Source organism: Parabacteroides sp. AT13, from assembly GCF_002272965.1.
Classification (GTDB): Bacteria; Bacteroidota; Bacteroidia; order Bacteroidales; family Tannerellaceae; genus Parabacteroides; species Parabacteroides distasonis.
Genome location: NZ_NQMH01000002.1, coordinates 92,994 through 108,450 on the forward strand (window position 1 = coordinate 92,994; position 15,457 = coordinate 108,450).

The following is a 15,457-nucleotide window of genomic DNA, read 5'->3' on the forward strand; positions in this document are numbered from 1 at the left end:
AAATAGTATCGCAATGGGTAAAATAAAAAATATAGTATTCGATCTGGGGGCGTTATCATAGATTTGGACCGGGATGAACCTGTTCGTCGTTTAATAGAGATTGGGGTCAAAGATGCCGATGGATTGATAGATCCTTACGAACAAAAAGGGGTTTTTCAAGATCTGGAGACCGGAAAGATCGGAGTAGAGGAGTTTTGTCGCTATTTACGGAAGCATACGGGTAAAGACCTTTCTTATGAGGATATTTGTTGGGCTTGGTTTGGCTTCATTGGTGGCGTTCCCCAATATAAATTGGACTACATATTAAAACTCCGTGAGAAATATCAAGTCTATTTATTGAGCAATACAAATCCGATCATACAGCTTGAATGGGCACAGACAAAAGAGTTTACGCCGGCGGGCCGTCCATTAAATGATTATTTCGATAAATTGTATCTCTCTTATGAAATCGGTGTCACTAAGCCAGATCGTGAAATTTTTGATCGCATGGTCTTGGATTCAGGAATCAGACCAGAGGAAACATTATTTGTAGATGATGGTAAGAATAATATCGTAGTGGGGCAGGAACTGGGGTTCCATACCTATCAGCCTTTGAATGGAGAGGATTGGAGAGGGAGGCTCGATGAAATACTCTCAAAATCATAGGATCTCTATTCCTCTTAATTAAATCTATATCATTGAAAATGACAAATACTACTTTAAATTTGGAAGAACTACTCTGTGGTGTAAACGAGCTAGTCGATACGCTTTGGATCGTCACATTAGGTAATGAAAAGGTTGAGATAGTCAAAGATTCGATGACTCCCGAAAGGGAAGGAGAATGTTTGGATTATACAGAACTTTGCCAGACTTACATTCAAGAATATGTATATCCTGCGGATTTAGGGAAATGGGAGGAGATCTTATCCTTGAATTCATTGCGGCAAATGGCGGCTAGCGGCGTAGCAAATAAGAAGTTCGACATGCGTTTCTGTAATGATTTGTTGGGTTTTGAGTGGCATGAGGCTTTTATTCGTATCTTGAAAGATAAGAGTGGAATTCCGGATCGTGTCATTCTTTTCAGCCGCTATGTGAATCATTGTCGCAAGGCACAGATCGTAGAGGCTGCCGTTCAGACTGAGTATGATTATGTCGTTTATATAGAGGCAAATACGAATAGCTATGTCATGTATACTTCCAATCGTGAAAGTGGGACGCCGGTCCCCCCGATAGCGAGTAATGACTATGAAAAAGAGGTAGCCGAGTTCCACCACAAATATGTGCCGGAGGATCAGCGAGATGAGTTAACCCGAAATCTTTCCCTAGATCATGTCTTATCTATCTTACAAAATTCCCGTGAGTATGTCTTGTTCTGTCAGGTGATGGAGAATGGCGTTTTTAGGGATAAGAAGTTGCGTTTTAGCTTTTTCGATAAGGAGAGGAATATACTTCTTTTGACCCGGACCGATATTATGGAGGTTCGTGAGGAAGAGCGGCAAAGGCAATTACTTCAAGATGCCCTACAAGTGGCTAAATCGGCAAATCAGGCTAAATCGGATTTCTTATCCCGTATGAGCCATGATATACGTACTCCGATGAATGCCATTATCGGTATGACCACTATCGCCAGTATGCATATCGACGATCGGGAGCGTATAGTGGATTGCTTGAAGAAGATTATGGTTTCTTCCAAATTGTTATTGAACTTGATCAATGAGGTCTTGGATATGTCTAAGGTAGAGAGCGGACATATTTTGCTGACAGACGAGGAGTTCGATATGGGCGAGTTATTGCAAAGCGTAATTACTATGGTTCAGACTTCGGTCAGTCAGAAGTTTCAGGATTTCCGGGTTCACTTGTTTCAAATCAAACATGAAAAGCTGATTGGCGATGTGCAACGGATTCAGCAAGTATTGTTGAATTTGCTGTCAAACGCCATAAAGTATACGCCGGACTATGGGAAAATAACACTTGAGATACGGGAAAAGCCAATTAAAAATGGTAATTATGGTTTATTTGAGGTTACGGTTATAGACAATGGTATCGGGATAAAGCCGGATTTCTTACACAAGGTTTTCGAACCATTTGAACGTGCGGAAGACGCAACCTTGCGGAATATACAAGGAACCGGCTTAGGCATGGCGATAAGCCGTAATATCGCTCATATGATGAATGGTGAGATTCTGGTGGAGAGTGAATATGGCAAAGGTTCCGTTTTTACATTTACGATGCAGTTGAAATTGCAGGATCAAGGGTGTTTTGAGGATGATCATTTAAGGGATTTACCGGTTCTCGTGGTAGACGATGATATCGTGTGTTGCGAGAACGCATGTATGAGGATTAACGAGATCGGTATGAAAGGTGAATATGCCATTTCTGGTGAGGAGGCTATCGGGAAAGTAGAGAGGGCACATCATCTTAATGATGACTATTTTGCCGTTATCCTTGATCTGAAAATGCCGGGAATGGATGGAATCGAGACCGCTACCCGTATCCGAAAAGTCGTTGGCCGGGATATTCCGATCATTATTCTTTCCGCTTATGATTGTCCGCATTTTGAGGAGATAGCCCAACGAGCCGGTGTCGATGGATTCATAAGTAAGCCGTTGATGAAATCCAAGTTATTTTATTTGATGAAAAGTTTCGCTATCAAGCAAGAGGAAAAAGAGGAAGAGACGGAGAAGCCTCAATATCCTTTCGGTAACTTTGAGGGTAAGCGGATCTTGCTGGTGGAAGATAATAGCTTGAATAGGGAAATAGCGACTGTGTTACTAGAAGAGACCGGTGCGGTGGTAGAGGAGGCGGAAAATGGCCTTGTCGCGGTGAATATGGTAAAAAACTCTAGTCCGGGATATTATGACTTGGTATTTATGGATATCCAGATGCCGGTCATGAACGGGTACGACTCTACTCGCCATATTCGGGCATTAGAACGTCCGGATATCAAGTCCATGCCGATAATAGCCATGTCTGCGAACGCATTTGCGGAAGACATCAAGTTGTGTAAAGAATCCGGAATGAATGAGCATATCGCTAAGCCGATCGATTTCGGGAAAGTTCTTGAGATCTTAGAGAAATACTTGTAGATATAAGGATATAAAAAAGGCCATATCTTAGCTAAGCGCTATCAGATACGGCCTCTTTTTTGTGTTATTTACTGGATGCCACGTTCTCTCAAACGTTTCTGCCAGTTCCATGCGGATTGCAGGGTGTCGGCTAAAGTCTCCTTGGCGGTCCAGCCTAATACCTTATTCGCGTGCTCCGGATTGGCCCATACCTTCTCGATATCACCTTCACGACGGCCCACGATCTTGTGCGGAACCTTAACGCCTGTTGTCTGCTCGAAGGTATTGATCAGTTCAAGGACAGAAACACCATTGCCGGTACCTAGGTTGAATATCTCGATATGCTCATCAGACTTATTCTCAAGCATACGGTCCATAGCGATTACATGCGCTTTCGCCAAGTCTACGACATTGATATAGTCACGGATGCAAGAGCCGTCTGCCGTATCATAATCATCGCCGAATACGCTTAATTCCTTGCGGATACCCATAGCCGTCTGTGTCAAGTACGGGATCAAGTTCTGGGGAACACCATTTGGCAACTCGCCGATCTCTGCGCTTGGGTGAGCGCCTATCGGGTTGAAGTAGCGCAAGATGATACTCTTGAAAGGCGCTCCCGCATGGATCGTATCCCGGATAATCTCCTCGTTGATCTGCTTCGTGTTTCCATAAGGAGACATAGCGGGTTTGATCGGGGCATTCTCGGTTACCGGCAAGTTCTCCGGATCCGGTTGTCCGTATACCGTACAAGAGGAAGAGAATACGATACCTTCGATATTGAATTCAGGCATCATCTCCAACAAGTTCACCAAAGTGACAATATTATTGCGATAATACTTCAAAGGCTGCTGTACGGATTCTCCTACCGCCTTGCTAGCGGCGAACAAGATAATGCCTTTGATGCCCGGATGAGCTTCCAATGCCTTGCGAGTACCTTCCTTATCCTTTAGATCCAATTGGATAAACTCCGGACGGATGCCCGTGATTTTCTCGATACCATCGAGCACCTCGATATTCGAGTTTGACAAATCGTCGATAATGACTACCTCATATCCGGCGTTCTGCAATTCTACTGTGGTGTGTGAGCCGATATAACCGGTTCCGCCCGCTACTAAAATCTTCTTTTTCATTCTAGTGTTCATTTAGATAAGTTTGTTATACGATACCCGAGAATCCCATAAAAGCCATAGCTAGCAAACCGGCCGTTATCAAGGCGATAGGAGTGCCTTTCATGCCTTCCGGAACATGCGTCATGGCTAGTTGCTCCCGAATACCCGCGAAGATAATCAAAGCTAGCGCAAATCCAATAGCGGTCGAGATAGCATATACCACAGATTCTAATAAATTATACTCTTTTTGGATTACAAGGATCGCCACACCCAAGATACAGCAGTTCGTGGTGATCAACGGAAGGAATACGCCCAACGCCTGGTAAAGGGCGGGAGAGACCTTCTTCAATATGATTTCCACCATCTGAACCAAGGCGGCGATGATCAAGATGAAACTGATCGTCTGCATGAACCCTAATCCGAAAGCGTCCAATATGTATTTTTGCACGAGGAATGTAACAATCGTGGCGATCGTAAGCACGAACGTAACGGCGGCTCCCATGCCTGCGGCAGTCTCCACTTTCTTAGATACCCCCAAGAACGGACAAATTCCCAAGAACTGTGCCAGTACAACGTTATTAACGAATACGGCGGCGATAAATATCAATATATATTCCATATGATCCGTTTATTATGCTTTACGCAGTTTGTTTACTATTGCTACCAGATAACCCAAGGCGATAAACGCTCCCGGAGCCAATACGAAGATCAGCGAACCATATTCCTCGGGCATCAAGGTTACGTTGAATAACTTACCGGTTCCCAAGAACTCACGGCAAGCGCCCAGCAGCGTAAGAGCCATCGTAAAGCCCAGTCCGATACCGATTCCGTCGAAAGCGGATGGGACTACGCCGTTCTTCGCAGCGAAAGCCTCGGCACGTCCTAGTACGATACAGTTTACCACGATCAACGGGATAAATAATCCCAAGCTAGCGTATAAAGCCGGGACGAACGCTTCCATGCACATCTGCACTACGGTCACGAACGTCGCGATCACAACGATATATCCCGGGATACGCACCAAGTCGGGGATTACGTTTTTCAAGGCGGAAATCACGATATTCGAGCAAATCAATACGAACATCGTAGCCAATCCCATACTCATGCCGTTGATGGCCGAAGAGGTCGTTCCCAAGGTAGGACACATACCTAACAGTAATACAAATGTCGGGTTCTCCGTGATGATACCATTCATCAATATTTTTAGATTACTCATTGTTCTGTCCTCCCTTTTTATTTGTTATCAGTTGAAGTGGCACCCGTTAGTCCGTCTACGCCAGCGAATGCGCTATACGCACGGTTCACGGCATCGAGGAACGCACGGCTGGAGATTGTCGCTGCCGTGATAGCGTCCACATCGCCACCATCTTTTGTTACTTTTAAGCCTCCGTCCGGAATCGTACGTCCCAAGACACTTTGCTTGTTCTTGTCCGCACGGAACCATTCTTGCATCTTGGCTCCCAAGCCCGGAGTCTCGGCGTGTTGCAATACGGAATAGTTCAAGATCTTGCCATCCATATCGAAACCTACGATAACCCGTATCTCACCGCTAAAGCCTTTTTTCGTATTACTCTCTACAGCTCCGCCAACGACTTGTCCGCCTTTCTTGGCAGGATAAATCTTGAGGGAATCACCATCGGAGGAGACGGCCATATAGACGTCCTCAGTCGGTTTGTTGTCGAACTCGGGAGCAACGGCTTTAATCGCTTCCTCCAAGGCGGTCGCTTTGGCTACCGCTATAGGGCCGGCGGTAAACTGGTTCACTCCGGCTAGGATCGCCCCTGCTACCAAGCAAATGCCTGTTAGTGAAAGGAGCATATTGGGTAATGTTGATTTTAATTTTGCCATGCTTACTTTCCTCCGAAATGTTTAGGTTTGATATAGCTGTTGATTAGCGGAGTAAATGCGTTCATGATCAGGATAGCGAACGACATACCTTCCGGGTAAGACCCGAACAAACGGATCACCGTGGTAAGGATTCCGATTCCCACGCCGTAGACAAGCATTCCGTTCTTGCTCATCGGCGAGGTTACGTAGTCGGTCGCCATAAAGATGGAGCCTAATAACAAACCACCGGATAATAAATGAACGAACGGGCTGGCGTATTGTACCGGATTCACCAAGTGCATGATGCCCGTGAATACGAATACGGTAGCCAAGATGGATACCGGGATCTGCCAAGTGATGATCTTTTTCCATAGCATGAATAAAAGACCGAGGATCAAGGCCACGGCGCTCACTTCACCGAGACTACCTCCCATAGCCCCTACAAGCATATTCCCGTAAGACGGAAGCTCGGTCACGCCCTCGTTCATCAACGACAGTACCGTCGCACCGGTCTGGGCGTCCGTATAAGTCATCGGGAAAACGTTCAAGGCATCTACCACCGGCCAAGTCGTCATCTGCGCCGGGAAGGAGATCAATAAGAATACACGTCCGACCAACGCCGGATTGAAAATATTATTACCTAATCCACCGAAAGACATCTTGCCGATGCCGATCGCCGCCAACGCTCCGATGATAATGATCCAGACCGGAAGGTTGGAAGGTAGGTTGAAGGCCAGCAATACGCCCGTCAGGATAGCGGAGCCATCGCAAAGGGTCGGTTCCTTTTTCATCAGGAATCGCTGGATCAAATACTCGAATATCATACAGGCCAGAACCGATACGACCGTAACGATCAACGCTCCCAGACCGAAGAAATAAAGGGATACCAAGAAAGCCGGGATAAGGGCAATCAGTACACCATACATATTTTTGCTTATGCTGTCGCCTCCATGGATGTGGGGCGAGGGCGATACGTATAAATTATTTTCCATGTTGCTCTTGTTTTATGACTTTCTAGACCGGATAATACCCATAACTTTTCCTTTACCCAACCGGATCTGATCCAGCAACGGACGGTTGGCCGGACAGGTATAACTACACGACCCGCACTCGATACAGTCGGTGATATAGTTCTTCTCCGCCAATTCCCAATTCTGGAATTCCGTGGCGTTCATCAATAGGGTAGGGTTCAATCCCATCGGGCAGACACCTACGCATTTGGCGCAACGGATGCAATCCCGGATCGGCTTGCGGACAGATTCCTCCGTTGTCAGTAATAAAACACCGGAGCTTCCTTTGCAAACCGGCACCTCGGCGCTGATCAACGCTTTACCCATCATCGGTCCGCCACCGATAATCTTACCCGTATTCTCGGGCAGGCCACCTGCGGCCTCGATCAAGCAACTGATCGGTGTTCCCATACGAACCAAGAAATTGGAAGGATTAGCTACCGCCTTACCCGTGATCGTCACCACACGCTCGAACAACGGTTTATTCTTTTGTACCGCCTCGTAAACGGCATAAGCAGTTCCTACGTTCTGTACCACGGCACCCGCCGAGATAGGAAGCGCACCACTTTTTACCTGACGGCGAATAACGGCGTCGATCAATTGTTTCTCGCCTCCTTGCGGATATTGTACCTTAAGCGGCATGATCTCTATACCTTTATAATTTACCGCCAACTTTTGCAGATGGGCGATAGCGTCCGGCTTGTTATTCTCGATACCGATCACGGCCTTGTTCACGTTGACCGCTTTCATTAGGATCGTGACACCGACTAGGATTTGCTCGCCTTTCTCCAGCATCAACGAATGGTCGGAAGTAAGATAAGGCTCACACTCCACGGCGTTGATGATTACGATCTCTGCCTTGTTTCCGGGAGGCGGCATCAATTTCACCTGCGTAGGGAAAGTCGCTCCACCCAGACCGACGATACCGGAAGCGGCGATCTTATCCACGATTTCCTTGGAAGACAGCGTGCACTCCTTCACTAAGGTCTCGCTGCGGTCGATCGTCTCTTCCCATTCATCACCTTCCACATCTATATAGATAGCGGGACGTTTGTATCCGCTAGCGTCGAGAGCGTTATCTATCTTGTTCACTTTGCCGGATACGGAAGAGTGGATGTTCGCTGATACGAAACCACCCGCCTTGGCTAGCAATGTACCCACCTTTACCAGATCCCCTTTCTTCACCACGGCCTGCGCTGGGGCACCGATATGCTGGCTGAGGGGGATAATCACCTGTTTAGGCGTAGCGAGAGCCGTAATTTTCTTACCGGCAGACAGTTTATTCTCGGGGGGATGTATACCTCCGATTCGAAATGTCCTTAGCATACTATTAGATTTTAATTTAGATTTGTTTTTTCTTCACTTGTAGCTTTCGGTGTGGCTTCCGGTTTCACGGTAGCCTCTGCCTTCGGCGCCGGTTTCACGGTCTCCGCTTTCGGAGCGGGAGCGGCTTCCTTGCGAGGAGGGAAATTCAGCTCATGAATAGCTCCTGTCGGACATACAGCCACGCATTTGCGGCATAAACGACACTTCGTATAATCGATATAAGCTACGTTATTTGTTACGGTGATTGCCTCGAACGGACATTCCTTGGCACATTTGCCACAGCCGATACAAGCGTTGGCACAAGCCTTGCGAGCGGCGGCTCCCTTGTCCTTATTTACGCAAGACACGTAAATCCGGCGTGATTTAGGTCCTTTCTTTCTTAGCTCGATGATATTCTTCGGGCAAGCCTTCACACAAGCACCACAGGAAGTACATTTTTCCTCGTCTACCTCGGCGATTCCCGTAGCCGGGTTGATGTGGATGGCGTCGAAAGCGCAGGCGTTCACGCAGTCGCCATAACCTAGGCAACCGAAAGAACAATTCGTCTCGCCTCCGTAAAGGGTAGAGGCGATGGCGCAACTTTTCGTTCCATCATAAGAGTTTGTACGTGGGCGGGCCTGACAAGTTCCGTTGCAACGGACAACGGCTACCATGGGTTCGGCTGTACCCGCCTCTTTACCCAGTATTGTAGCGACCTTGGCCATGACCGGGCCACCACCAACGGGGCAGAGCAATCCGTCTAATGAGTCAGCTTTTACGCAAGCGCCTGCGAATCCGGCGCAACCCGGATAACCGCAACCTCCACAGTTCGCCCCGGGAAGGACTTCCTGTACTTGTGCGATGCGAGGATCTTCGTAGACTTCAAATTTCTTGGAAGCAGCGTAGAGGAAAACCGCTCCGACCGCCCCGATTGCTCCTAATGAAATAACGGCAATTAAAATCATGATATATTATCAATTAAGTTTTTTCAAAGTAAATATAAATCGTCTTTTTAGTTTGTCACGCATTAAGTATAGTATACAGTAATAAGGCAGTAAAAGCGATAAACCGGTTAACCCGCTCGTGGTCTCGTCCCATTGTAGATTCGTCCCGATTACGATGGCCCCCACGACTATCACCAAAGGAATGACAAATGCTAGCAATACGGCCTGAAGTCCCATGGAATTTTGTCCGCATATTATCACTACCTCGTTTACGTGAAACCGTCCCGACCGATCGGGTACCTCAATGATCTTATCCTTTTTCTCGGATGCCGAGCACATAGACTGTGCGTGGCATCCCGAGCATGCGGATTGTTGGGTAATGCGGACGAAGACGGTGTCGCCATCGATCTTCTCTACAAATCCTGTATGATTTATACTTTCGCTCATATTTGTAATCTCGACATTGCAAAATCAAGGCAAAAGTAAGTATAATTTAGAAACTATGTCACGATTAACAAAGTTTATTATTCGAAATCTTAAATCCTAGCTTACCATTTGTAATTAAAACCGAAACTTAACAACTCATTAAGCTGGAAATAACTCTTGTTATCCTCTGTTTTTTCCACTCCATCGTCGTATCTAAGGTGAAAATAGATACGTGTGGAGAAAAAGCGGCTGATGGCCAGAACCAAGGTATTCTCGAACTCCCCGATGGTATGATCGCCGTAAGTGGTAAAGAAATAAAGACGGGATTGCCAGCTTACGTTACGGTTGAAATCGAAGGCGAGGTCTGCGCGGATCGTGGAACCTATTTGGCTTAGCTTGTTATTGAACTCACCGGTTTCCTCGTTTTTCTTGAAACCGTGACGGCTATAATCGATCTCTTGTGTCGTATACATATATGTATAGGAGATCGGCGCCAAGTTGGTGCTGAATTTAATCTTCTTATGCTTGTCGGTAAATTGTTTTTCCAGCTCGTATTTCATACCGAGACCGAAGTTGATAGAGAACGGGGCTAGGAATGCGGCCTGTTTGATGCGCTCGTTCTCTTGGTAGTTGGTGAAGAACTGGGTCTTGAACTCAGCGTCGAACGTATAGTACCATTTGTTGAACGCTTGGTAGCCGACGTTGCTGTGTATACGGAATACGTCGTCACCGATCTTATAGTTCCTTAAGGTATCCTTCGGTGCCGTATATACACTGGCTTTGAATTCCAGTTCGTTCGTTACTTGTACCTTATCTTTCTTATAGTCGTATTTTAAATTGTTCTTGGTGAACAGGTTCAAGTTGCTACTTCCACCTTTATACCAGTTCTCCGAAACGTAGTTCTGGGAGAATTGGATGGCGCTCTCGAAGGCCGATATCCAGTATCTCCGCTCCGGGATAAAGCGGGCGGGAGCGTCTACGTCCTCAAAATTGGCATCAGCCTCCACCTTGATCGGCAAGTCCTCATAAATATTCTTCTTGATGAATTTAGGTTTGATTACCTCATTGGGCAGATCCCTCTCGGAGTAGCGGAAATAAGTCGGGTAATTGTTCTGTACATATTTGTAAGCCATCTCCTCGAATTGTTTGTTTCGTTCCAGATCTTTGAAAATGGAATCTGCCCGGTATAGGTTATCATAGGGAGTCCTCTCCTTCAACGAATCGAAGTTGTAGAATATCAAGTTCTCGGGTAAATAATCTCCCCGGAAAACGATCGGCATGAACAAAGGGTTTACGATCACGGTATCCCGGAAGGTCATCGTATTATCGAAAATCGTGGAGGCGTCTCGTACCAGACGGGCCCAATACATCGCCTCGTCCGAGATTTCCAGCTCGTCTTTCTTCAAGAAACGCAGTAAATTCGTGCTTGGGGCCAAGGGCGCCGAGTAAGTCTTGTTTTGCTTCTCGAATTGCTTACGAATGTCTACGATGTTGTCTAATTCCTCTTCGCTAAGATTGATCGCGGGAATCGTATCATCCGATACGACTTGCTGTGCGGGACGTTGAACTATCGTTCCGGTAACTAGCTGGTTCTCTTGGCTGTATGCCGAGCCTCCAATTAGTGAAAGTAATAATAGCGCATACACACCATGCCTCTTCATCATCATAATACCTTATTTACATCTATTAGTTGTAGTGGTCGCAAAATTAGCTAAAAAGAATGATATATAACATACGATTTGATATTTATCTGGGCAAAAGTTACGATCACTGAGGCAAAGCAGGTGTGTCTAACGAGGCTTTACGGACTTGCCTCAGTACTCCGCTGGAAGTACTGGAATACTTCGCTCAAAGTACTTCAGTACTTCCTGCGTAGTACCGAAGTAATTCCATGAGAAGTACTGTCTTTAGTGCCGGGCTTCGGGTCGGGAATCGGAAGAGTCCTGCCGAAGCCCGGGTCAGTTCTGGAGATATTCAGCGAGAAATAAAAACATTAAATTTGGCATGTCTCGATGAAAATCGCTAACTTTGCGGTTTCGAAATGCAGGTGTGCAATTAAAAAGATAACTAAAATATTACTATCGTGGCAGATACAAAGTACATTTTCGTTACAGGCGGCGTGGTCTCTTCCTTAGGTAAGGGTATTATTTCCGCTTCTTTAGGTAAGCTCCTTCAAGCAAGAGGTTACAAGGTTACTATCCAAAAATTTGATCCTTACATCAACATCGACCCGGGTACGTTGAACCCTTATGAACATGGGGAATGTTACGTGACCGTCGATGGACATGAGGCTGACTTGGACTTGGGCCATTACGAGCGTTTCTTGAATGTCCAGACTACCCGTGCGAATAATATCACTACCGGACGTATCTATCAAAGCGTGATCAACAAGGAGCGTAAGGGGGATTATCTGGGTAAGACGGTGCAGGTGGTGCCTCATATCACGGATGAGATCAAGCGTAACGTGAAATTATTGGGTAGCAAGTATAAATTTGACTTCGTGATCACCGAGATCGGTGGTACGGTGGGTGATATCGAGTCTCTGCCTTTCATAGAGAGCGTTCGCCAGTTGAAATGGGAGCTGGGTAAGAACTGCCTTTGCGTACATCTTACTTATGTGCCTTATATCGCGGCGGCGAAAGAGTATAAGACGAAGCCTACGCAACATTCCGTGAAGCAATTGCAGGAGTTAGGCATCCAGCCAGACGTGTTGGTTTTACGTACGGAGCATGAGCTGAATGCGAACTTGTTACGTAAGGTGGCGTTGTTCTGTAACGTGGCCGAGGATTCCGTGATCCAGTCGATCGACGTACCGACGATCTACGAGGTTCCTTTGGTATTGCAACGCCAGAAGATGGACGAGGTGGTCTTGCGTAAGGTCGGTATGGAAGTCGGCCCGACTCCGGAGTTGAAGCCTTGGAAGGAATTCCTTGCCTTGAAGAGCACGGCTACGGATACGGTGAAGATCGGTTTGGTTGGTAAATACGTGGAATTGCAAGACGCTTATAAGTCGATCGACGAGTCTTTGTTGCAAGCCGCTATTTACAATCATCATAAACTGGATTTGCATTTGTTCCATTCGGAGAAATTAAATAACGAGAACGCCGCCGAGCAATTGAAGGATATGGATGGTATCTTGATCGCCCCCGGATTCGGGCAGAGAGGTATCGAGGGCAAGTTTGCCGCTATCAAATACGCTCGTGAGCATGATGTCCCTTGCTTGGGCATCTGCTTGGGTATGCAGTGCATGGTGATCGAGTTTGCGCGTGACGTGTTAGGTTTGGCGGATGCCAACTCTACGGAGATGGAGCCGAATACGGCACATAAGGTGATCGACTTGATGGAGGAGCAGAAGAACGTTACCAATATGGGAGGTTCCATGCGTTTGGGCGCTTACGACTGTACGCTGAAAGAGGGCTCCAAGGTATTGGAGGCATACGGCAAGGAGCATATCCAAGAGCGTCATCGCCATCGTTTCGAGTTCAACAACGAGTATAAGAAGCAATACGAGGCCGCCGGTATGATGTGTACGGGTGAGAATCCGGAGACAAATCTGGTAGAGGTGGTAGAGATCCCCGCCTTGAAATGGTTCGTGGGCGTTCAATATCATCCGGAGTACAACAGTACCGTGGTGAATCCGAATCCTCTTTTCCTCAGCTTCGTGAAAGCTGCTATCGAAAATAAAAAATAATTGGTGATAAATGGATAAAAACACATTAATAGGTTTTCTGCTGATCGGTGTCGTATTATTCGCGTTTAGCTGGTTCAACAGGCCAACGCCTGAGCAGTTGGAGGCACAGCGCCGTTACCAAGATTCAATCGCGAAGATTGAGTATGCTCAGCAACTGGAGTTGCAGAAACAAGAGAACAAGAGTGCTTTAGTGGAGGATTCGTTGGAGAACCTGCCGGACTCGGTACGGGCGCAACGTTTGCAGCAGAGCTTCGGCGTATTCGGCGACGCTATGGTGGGCACGGAAGATTACACGACCCTGCAAAATGACGTGGTCGAGCTGCGTATCAGCAATAAGGGCGGACGTATTTGTTACGCACGCTTGAAGGAGTATGATACGTATAATGACGAGCCTCTCGTTTTGTTCGACGAGAAAGAGTCTAATTTTAATTTCACGTTGGTCACGGCTACGAACCGTGTCGTGAATACGAGCGATTTGTATTTTACCCCGGTTAAAGGGAATGACCCGAATTCCGTGATCATGCGTTTGAACACCGGCGAGGGTAGTCATCTGGATTTTACCTATACCTTGAAACCGGATGATTATATGGTGCAATACCAGATTCTGGGTACGGGATTGAACGGTGTCTTGGCACCGAGCACGAATGCCTTGGATTTATTGTGGGTGCAGGATATCCGCCAACAGGAAAAAGGACGTAAGTTTGAGGATCGCTACGTGACCTTGAACTACAAGTTCATGGCGGACGACGTGGAACACCTGAGCGAGTCGAAGAGTGACAGCAAGCAGATCCCGAACCGCTTGAAATGGATCGGTTATAAGGATATGTTCTTCTCTACCGTATTGATCTCGCAAGAGGGCTTTGAGGCTACTACCTTAGACTCGAAAGCGATTCCGGAGGGGGATGTGTTGAAACAATTCAAGACGACCGCTTCCGTACCTTTCGACTTGCAAGGTAAGGAGGCCACGAACCTGTCCTTTTATTTCGGACCGAATAAGTTCGCCTTGTTGAAGTCCTTCGATAAGGGAGTCTCTGCCGAGCAGCAACTGGATCTGGAGAAGTTGGTTCCGCTAGGCTGGGGTATCTTCCGCTGGGTGAACCAATATTTCGTGATCCCCTTGTTCGACTTCTTGGGTAAGTTTATCCATAATTATGGTATCTTGATTCTTTTGATGACTATCATCGTGAAGATCATCCTTTTCCCGTTGACGTATAAGTCTTATATGTCGTCCGCCAAGATGCGTGTATTGCGTCCGCAAGTGGAGGAGATCAACGCTAAGTATCCCGGACAGGATAAGGCTATGGAACGGCAGAAAGCGACGATGGAGCTATATAGCCGTGCGGGGGCGAGCCCGATGAGCGGTTGCTTGCCGATGTTGTTGCAGATGCCGATCTTAATCGCTTTATTCATGTTCTTCCCGTCGGCGATCGAGTTACGTCACCAGAGTTTCCTTTGGGCGCACGACTTGTCTACTTACGACGCTATCTTTAGTTGGAATAAATATATTCCGATCATCACTCCGTATTTCGGAAATCACATCAGTTTGTTCTGTTTGTTGATGACGATCACGAATATTTTTTATACCAAGTATAATATGGAGATGACGAATACCGGGCAGCAACAGATGCCGGGCATGAAGGCCATGATGTACATGATGCCGTTGATGTTCTTGGTGTTCTTCAACCAGTATGCTTCCGGTTTGACGTATTACTATTTCATCTCTACGTTGATCACAATCGTGCAGACATTGATCTTCCGCTATACGATCAATGAGGATAAATTGTTAGCTAAGTTGGAGGCAAACAAACGGAAACCGATGAAGAAATCCGGTTTCATGAAACGTCTGGAAGAGGCTCAACGAGCACAGCAGGAGACGTTGCGTAAACAACAAGAGGCTAAGAAAAAACGATAGGATAATAGTAATTGTTGTCCTTGAAAAAGGTCCCTTTATCTGCTTATTGGTAGATAAAGGGACTTTTTTGTATATCTTGGCTCCTCTACTTGAAAAACAAGACGTCTTGATCATGATTCTATTTGTTTATTTGTATTTATTCAAAACTTTTTGTTTGTTTGCATTGTTTTGTATTCAAAAGATTGATGA

General features: G+C 46.5%; 12 protein-coding genes and 1 pseudogene. 4 read left to right on the plus strand and 9 right to left on the minus strand.

What is annotated here, in order from left to right; all coding sequences use genetic code 11:
* The first annotated feature begins 13 nt into the window (after nt 1-13).
* Nucleotides 14-645: pseudogene (locus tag CI959_RS14685) on the plus strand (HAD family hydrolase).
* A gap of 38 nt (nt 646-683) precedes the next feature.
* Entirely contained in the window at nt 684-3,065 is a 2,382-nt protein-coding gene (locus CI959_RS14690) for a hybrid sensor histidine kinase/response regulator (protein ID WP_022193141.1), read from the plus strand.
* Between the two features lie 68 nt (nt 3,066-3,133).
* Here the strand turns inward: CI959_RS14690 and galE are convergent, their stop codons facing one another.
* The 9 genes from galE to CI959_RS14735 all read right to left on the minus strand — a co-directional run bounded on the left by galE (nt 3,134) and on the right by CI959_RS14735 (nt 11,332).
* Nucleotides 3,134-4,174 (minus strand): UDP-glucose 4-epimerase GalE, encoded by a 1,041-nt coding sequence (galE, locus tag CI959_RS14695; RefSeq protein ID WP_005855657.1) that lies wholly within the window; start codon nt 4,172-4,174, stop codon nt 3,134-3,136.
* A 25-nt stretch (nt 4,175-4,199) separates the two neighbouring features.
* Nucleotides 4,200-4,772 (minus strand): electron transport complex subunit RsxA, encoded by a 573-nt coding sequence (rsxA, locus tag CI959_RS14700; RefSeq protein ID WP_005855659.1) that lies wholly within the window; start codon nt 4,770-4,772, stop codon nt 4,200-4,202.
* A 12-nt stretch (nt 4,773-4,784) separates the two neighbouring features.
* Nucleotides 4,785-5,369, minus strand: a complete 585-nt coding sequence (locus CI959_RS14705) for an RnfABCDGE type electron transport complex subunit E (protein WP_005855661.1) — start codon at nt 5,367-5,369, stop codon at nt 4,785-4,787.
* 17 nt (nt 5,370-5,386) lie between these two features.
* The gene (locus tag CI959_RS14710) at nt 5,387-6,001 is read right to left on the minus strand and encodes an RnfABCDGE type electron transport complex subunit G (protein ID WP_008771710.1); all 615 of its coding nucleotides are present in this window, start codon (nt 5,999-6,001) and stop codon (nt 5,387-5,389) included.
* 2 nt (nt 6,002-6,003) lie between these two features.
* Nucleotides 6,004-6,972 carry an RnfABCDGE type electron transport complex subunit D gene (locus CI959_RS14715; protein ID WP_005855664.1) on the minus strand — a complete coding sequence of 323 codons (969 nt, stop codon included), beginning with the start codon at nt 6,970-6,972 and terminating at the stop codon, nt 6,004-6,006.
* Nucleotides 6,973-6,984: 12 nt separating this feature from the next.
* A complete protein-coding gene (gene rsxC, locus CI959_RS14720; protein WP_005855665.1) occupies nt 6,985-8,316 on the minus strand; it encodes an electron transport complex subunit RsxC in 1,332 nt (443 codons plus the stop codon).
* Nucleotides 8,317-8,327: 11 nt separating this feature from the next.
* Nucleotides 8,328-9,260 (minus strand): Fe-S cluster domain-containing protein, encoded by a 933-nt coding sequence (locus CI959_RS14725; RefSeq protein WP_005855666.1) that lies wholly within the window; start codon nt 9,258-9,260, stop codon nt 8,328-8,330.
* A gap of 9 nt (nt 9,261-9,269) precedes the next feature.
* A complete protein-coding gene (locus tag CI959_RS14730) occupies nt 9,270-9,686 on the minus strand; it encodes a SoxR reducing system RseC family protein (protein ID WP_005855668.1) in 417 nt (138 codons plus the stop codon).
* A 101-nt stretch (nt 9,687-9,787) separates the two neighbouring features.
* The gene (locus CI959_RS14735) at nt 9,788-11,332 is read right to left on the minus strand and encodes a DUF3078 domain-containing protein (protein WP_057317570.1); all 1,545 of its coding nucleotides are present in this window, start codon (nt 11,330-11,332) and stop codon (nt 9,788-9,790) included.
* A 416-nt stretch (nt 11,333-11,748) separates the two neighbouring features.
* Here CI959_RS14735 and CI959_RS14740 point away from each other — a divergent pair, with 416 nt between their 5' ends.
* Nucleotides 11,749-13,356, plus strand: a complete 1,608-nt coding sequence (locus CI959_RS14740) for a CTP synthase (RefSeq protein ID WP_005865380.1) — start codon at nt 11,749-11,751, stop codon at nt 13,354-13,356.
* Between the two features lie 10 nt (nt 13,357-13,366).
* Nucleotides 13,367-15,268, plus strand: a complete 1,902-nt coding sequence (yidC, locus tag CI959_RS14745) for a membrane protein insertase YidC (protein WP_057317569.1) — start codon at nt 13,367-13,369, stop codon at nt 15,266-15,268.
* The last annotated feature ends 189 nt before the right edge of the window (nt 15,269-15,457 follow it).

Coding starts and splice junctions, on each gene's coding strand:
- CI959_RS14690 (WP_022193141.1), top strand. CDS start 684: ATGACAAATACTACTTTAAATTTGGAAGAACTACTCTGTGGTGTAAAC.
- galE (WP_005855657.1), bottom strand. CDS start 4,174: ATGAAAAAGAAGATTTTAGTAGCGGGCGGAACCGGTTATATCGGCTCA.
- rsxA (WP_005855659.1), bottom strand. CDS start 4,772: ATGGAATATATATTGATATTTATCGCCGCCGTATTCGTTAATAACGTT.
- CI959_RS14705 (WP_005855661.1), bottom strand. CDS start 5,369: ATGAGTAATCTAAAAATATTGATGAATGGTATCATCACGGAGAACCCG.
- CI959_RS14710 (WP_008771710.1), bottom strand. CDS start 6,001: ATGGCAAAATTAAAATCAACATTACCCAATATGCTCCTTTCACTAACA.
- CI959_RS14715 (WP_005855664.1), bottom strand. CDS start 6,972: ATGGAAAATAATTTATACGTATCGCCCTCGCCCCACATCCATGGAGGC.
- rsxC (WP_005855665.1), bottom strand. CDS start 8,316: ATGCTAAGGACATTTCGAATCGGAGGTATACATCCCCCCGAGAATAAA.
- CI959_RS14725 (WP_005855666.1), bottom strand. CDS start 9,260: ATGATTTTAATTGCCGTTATTTCATTAGGAGCAATCGGGGCGGTCGGA.
- CI959_RS14730 (WP_005855668.1), bottom strand. CDS start 9,686: ATGAGCGAAAGTATAAATCATACAGGATTTGTAGAGAAGATCGATGGC.
- CI959_RS14735 (WP_057317570.1), bottom strand. CDS start 11,332: ATGATGATGAAGAGGCATGGTGTGTATGCGCTATTATTACTTTCACTA.
- yidC (WP_057317569.1), top strand. CDS start 13,367: ATGGATAAAAACACATTAATAGGTTTTCTGCTGATCGGTGTCGTATTA.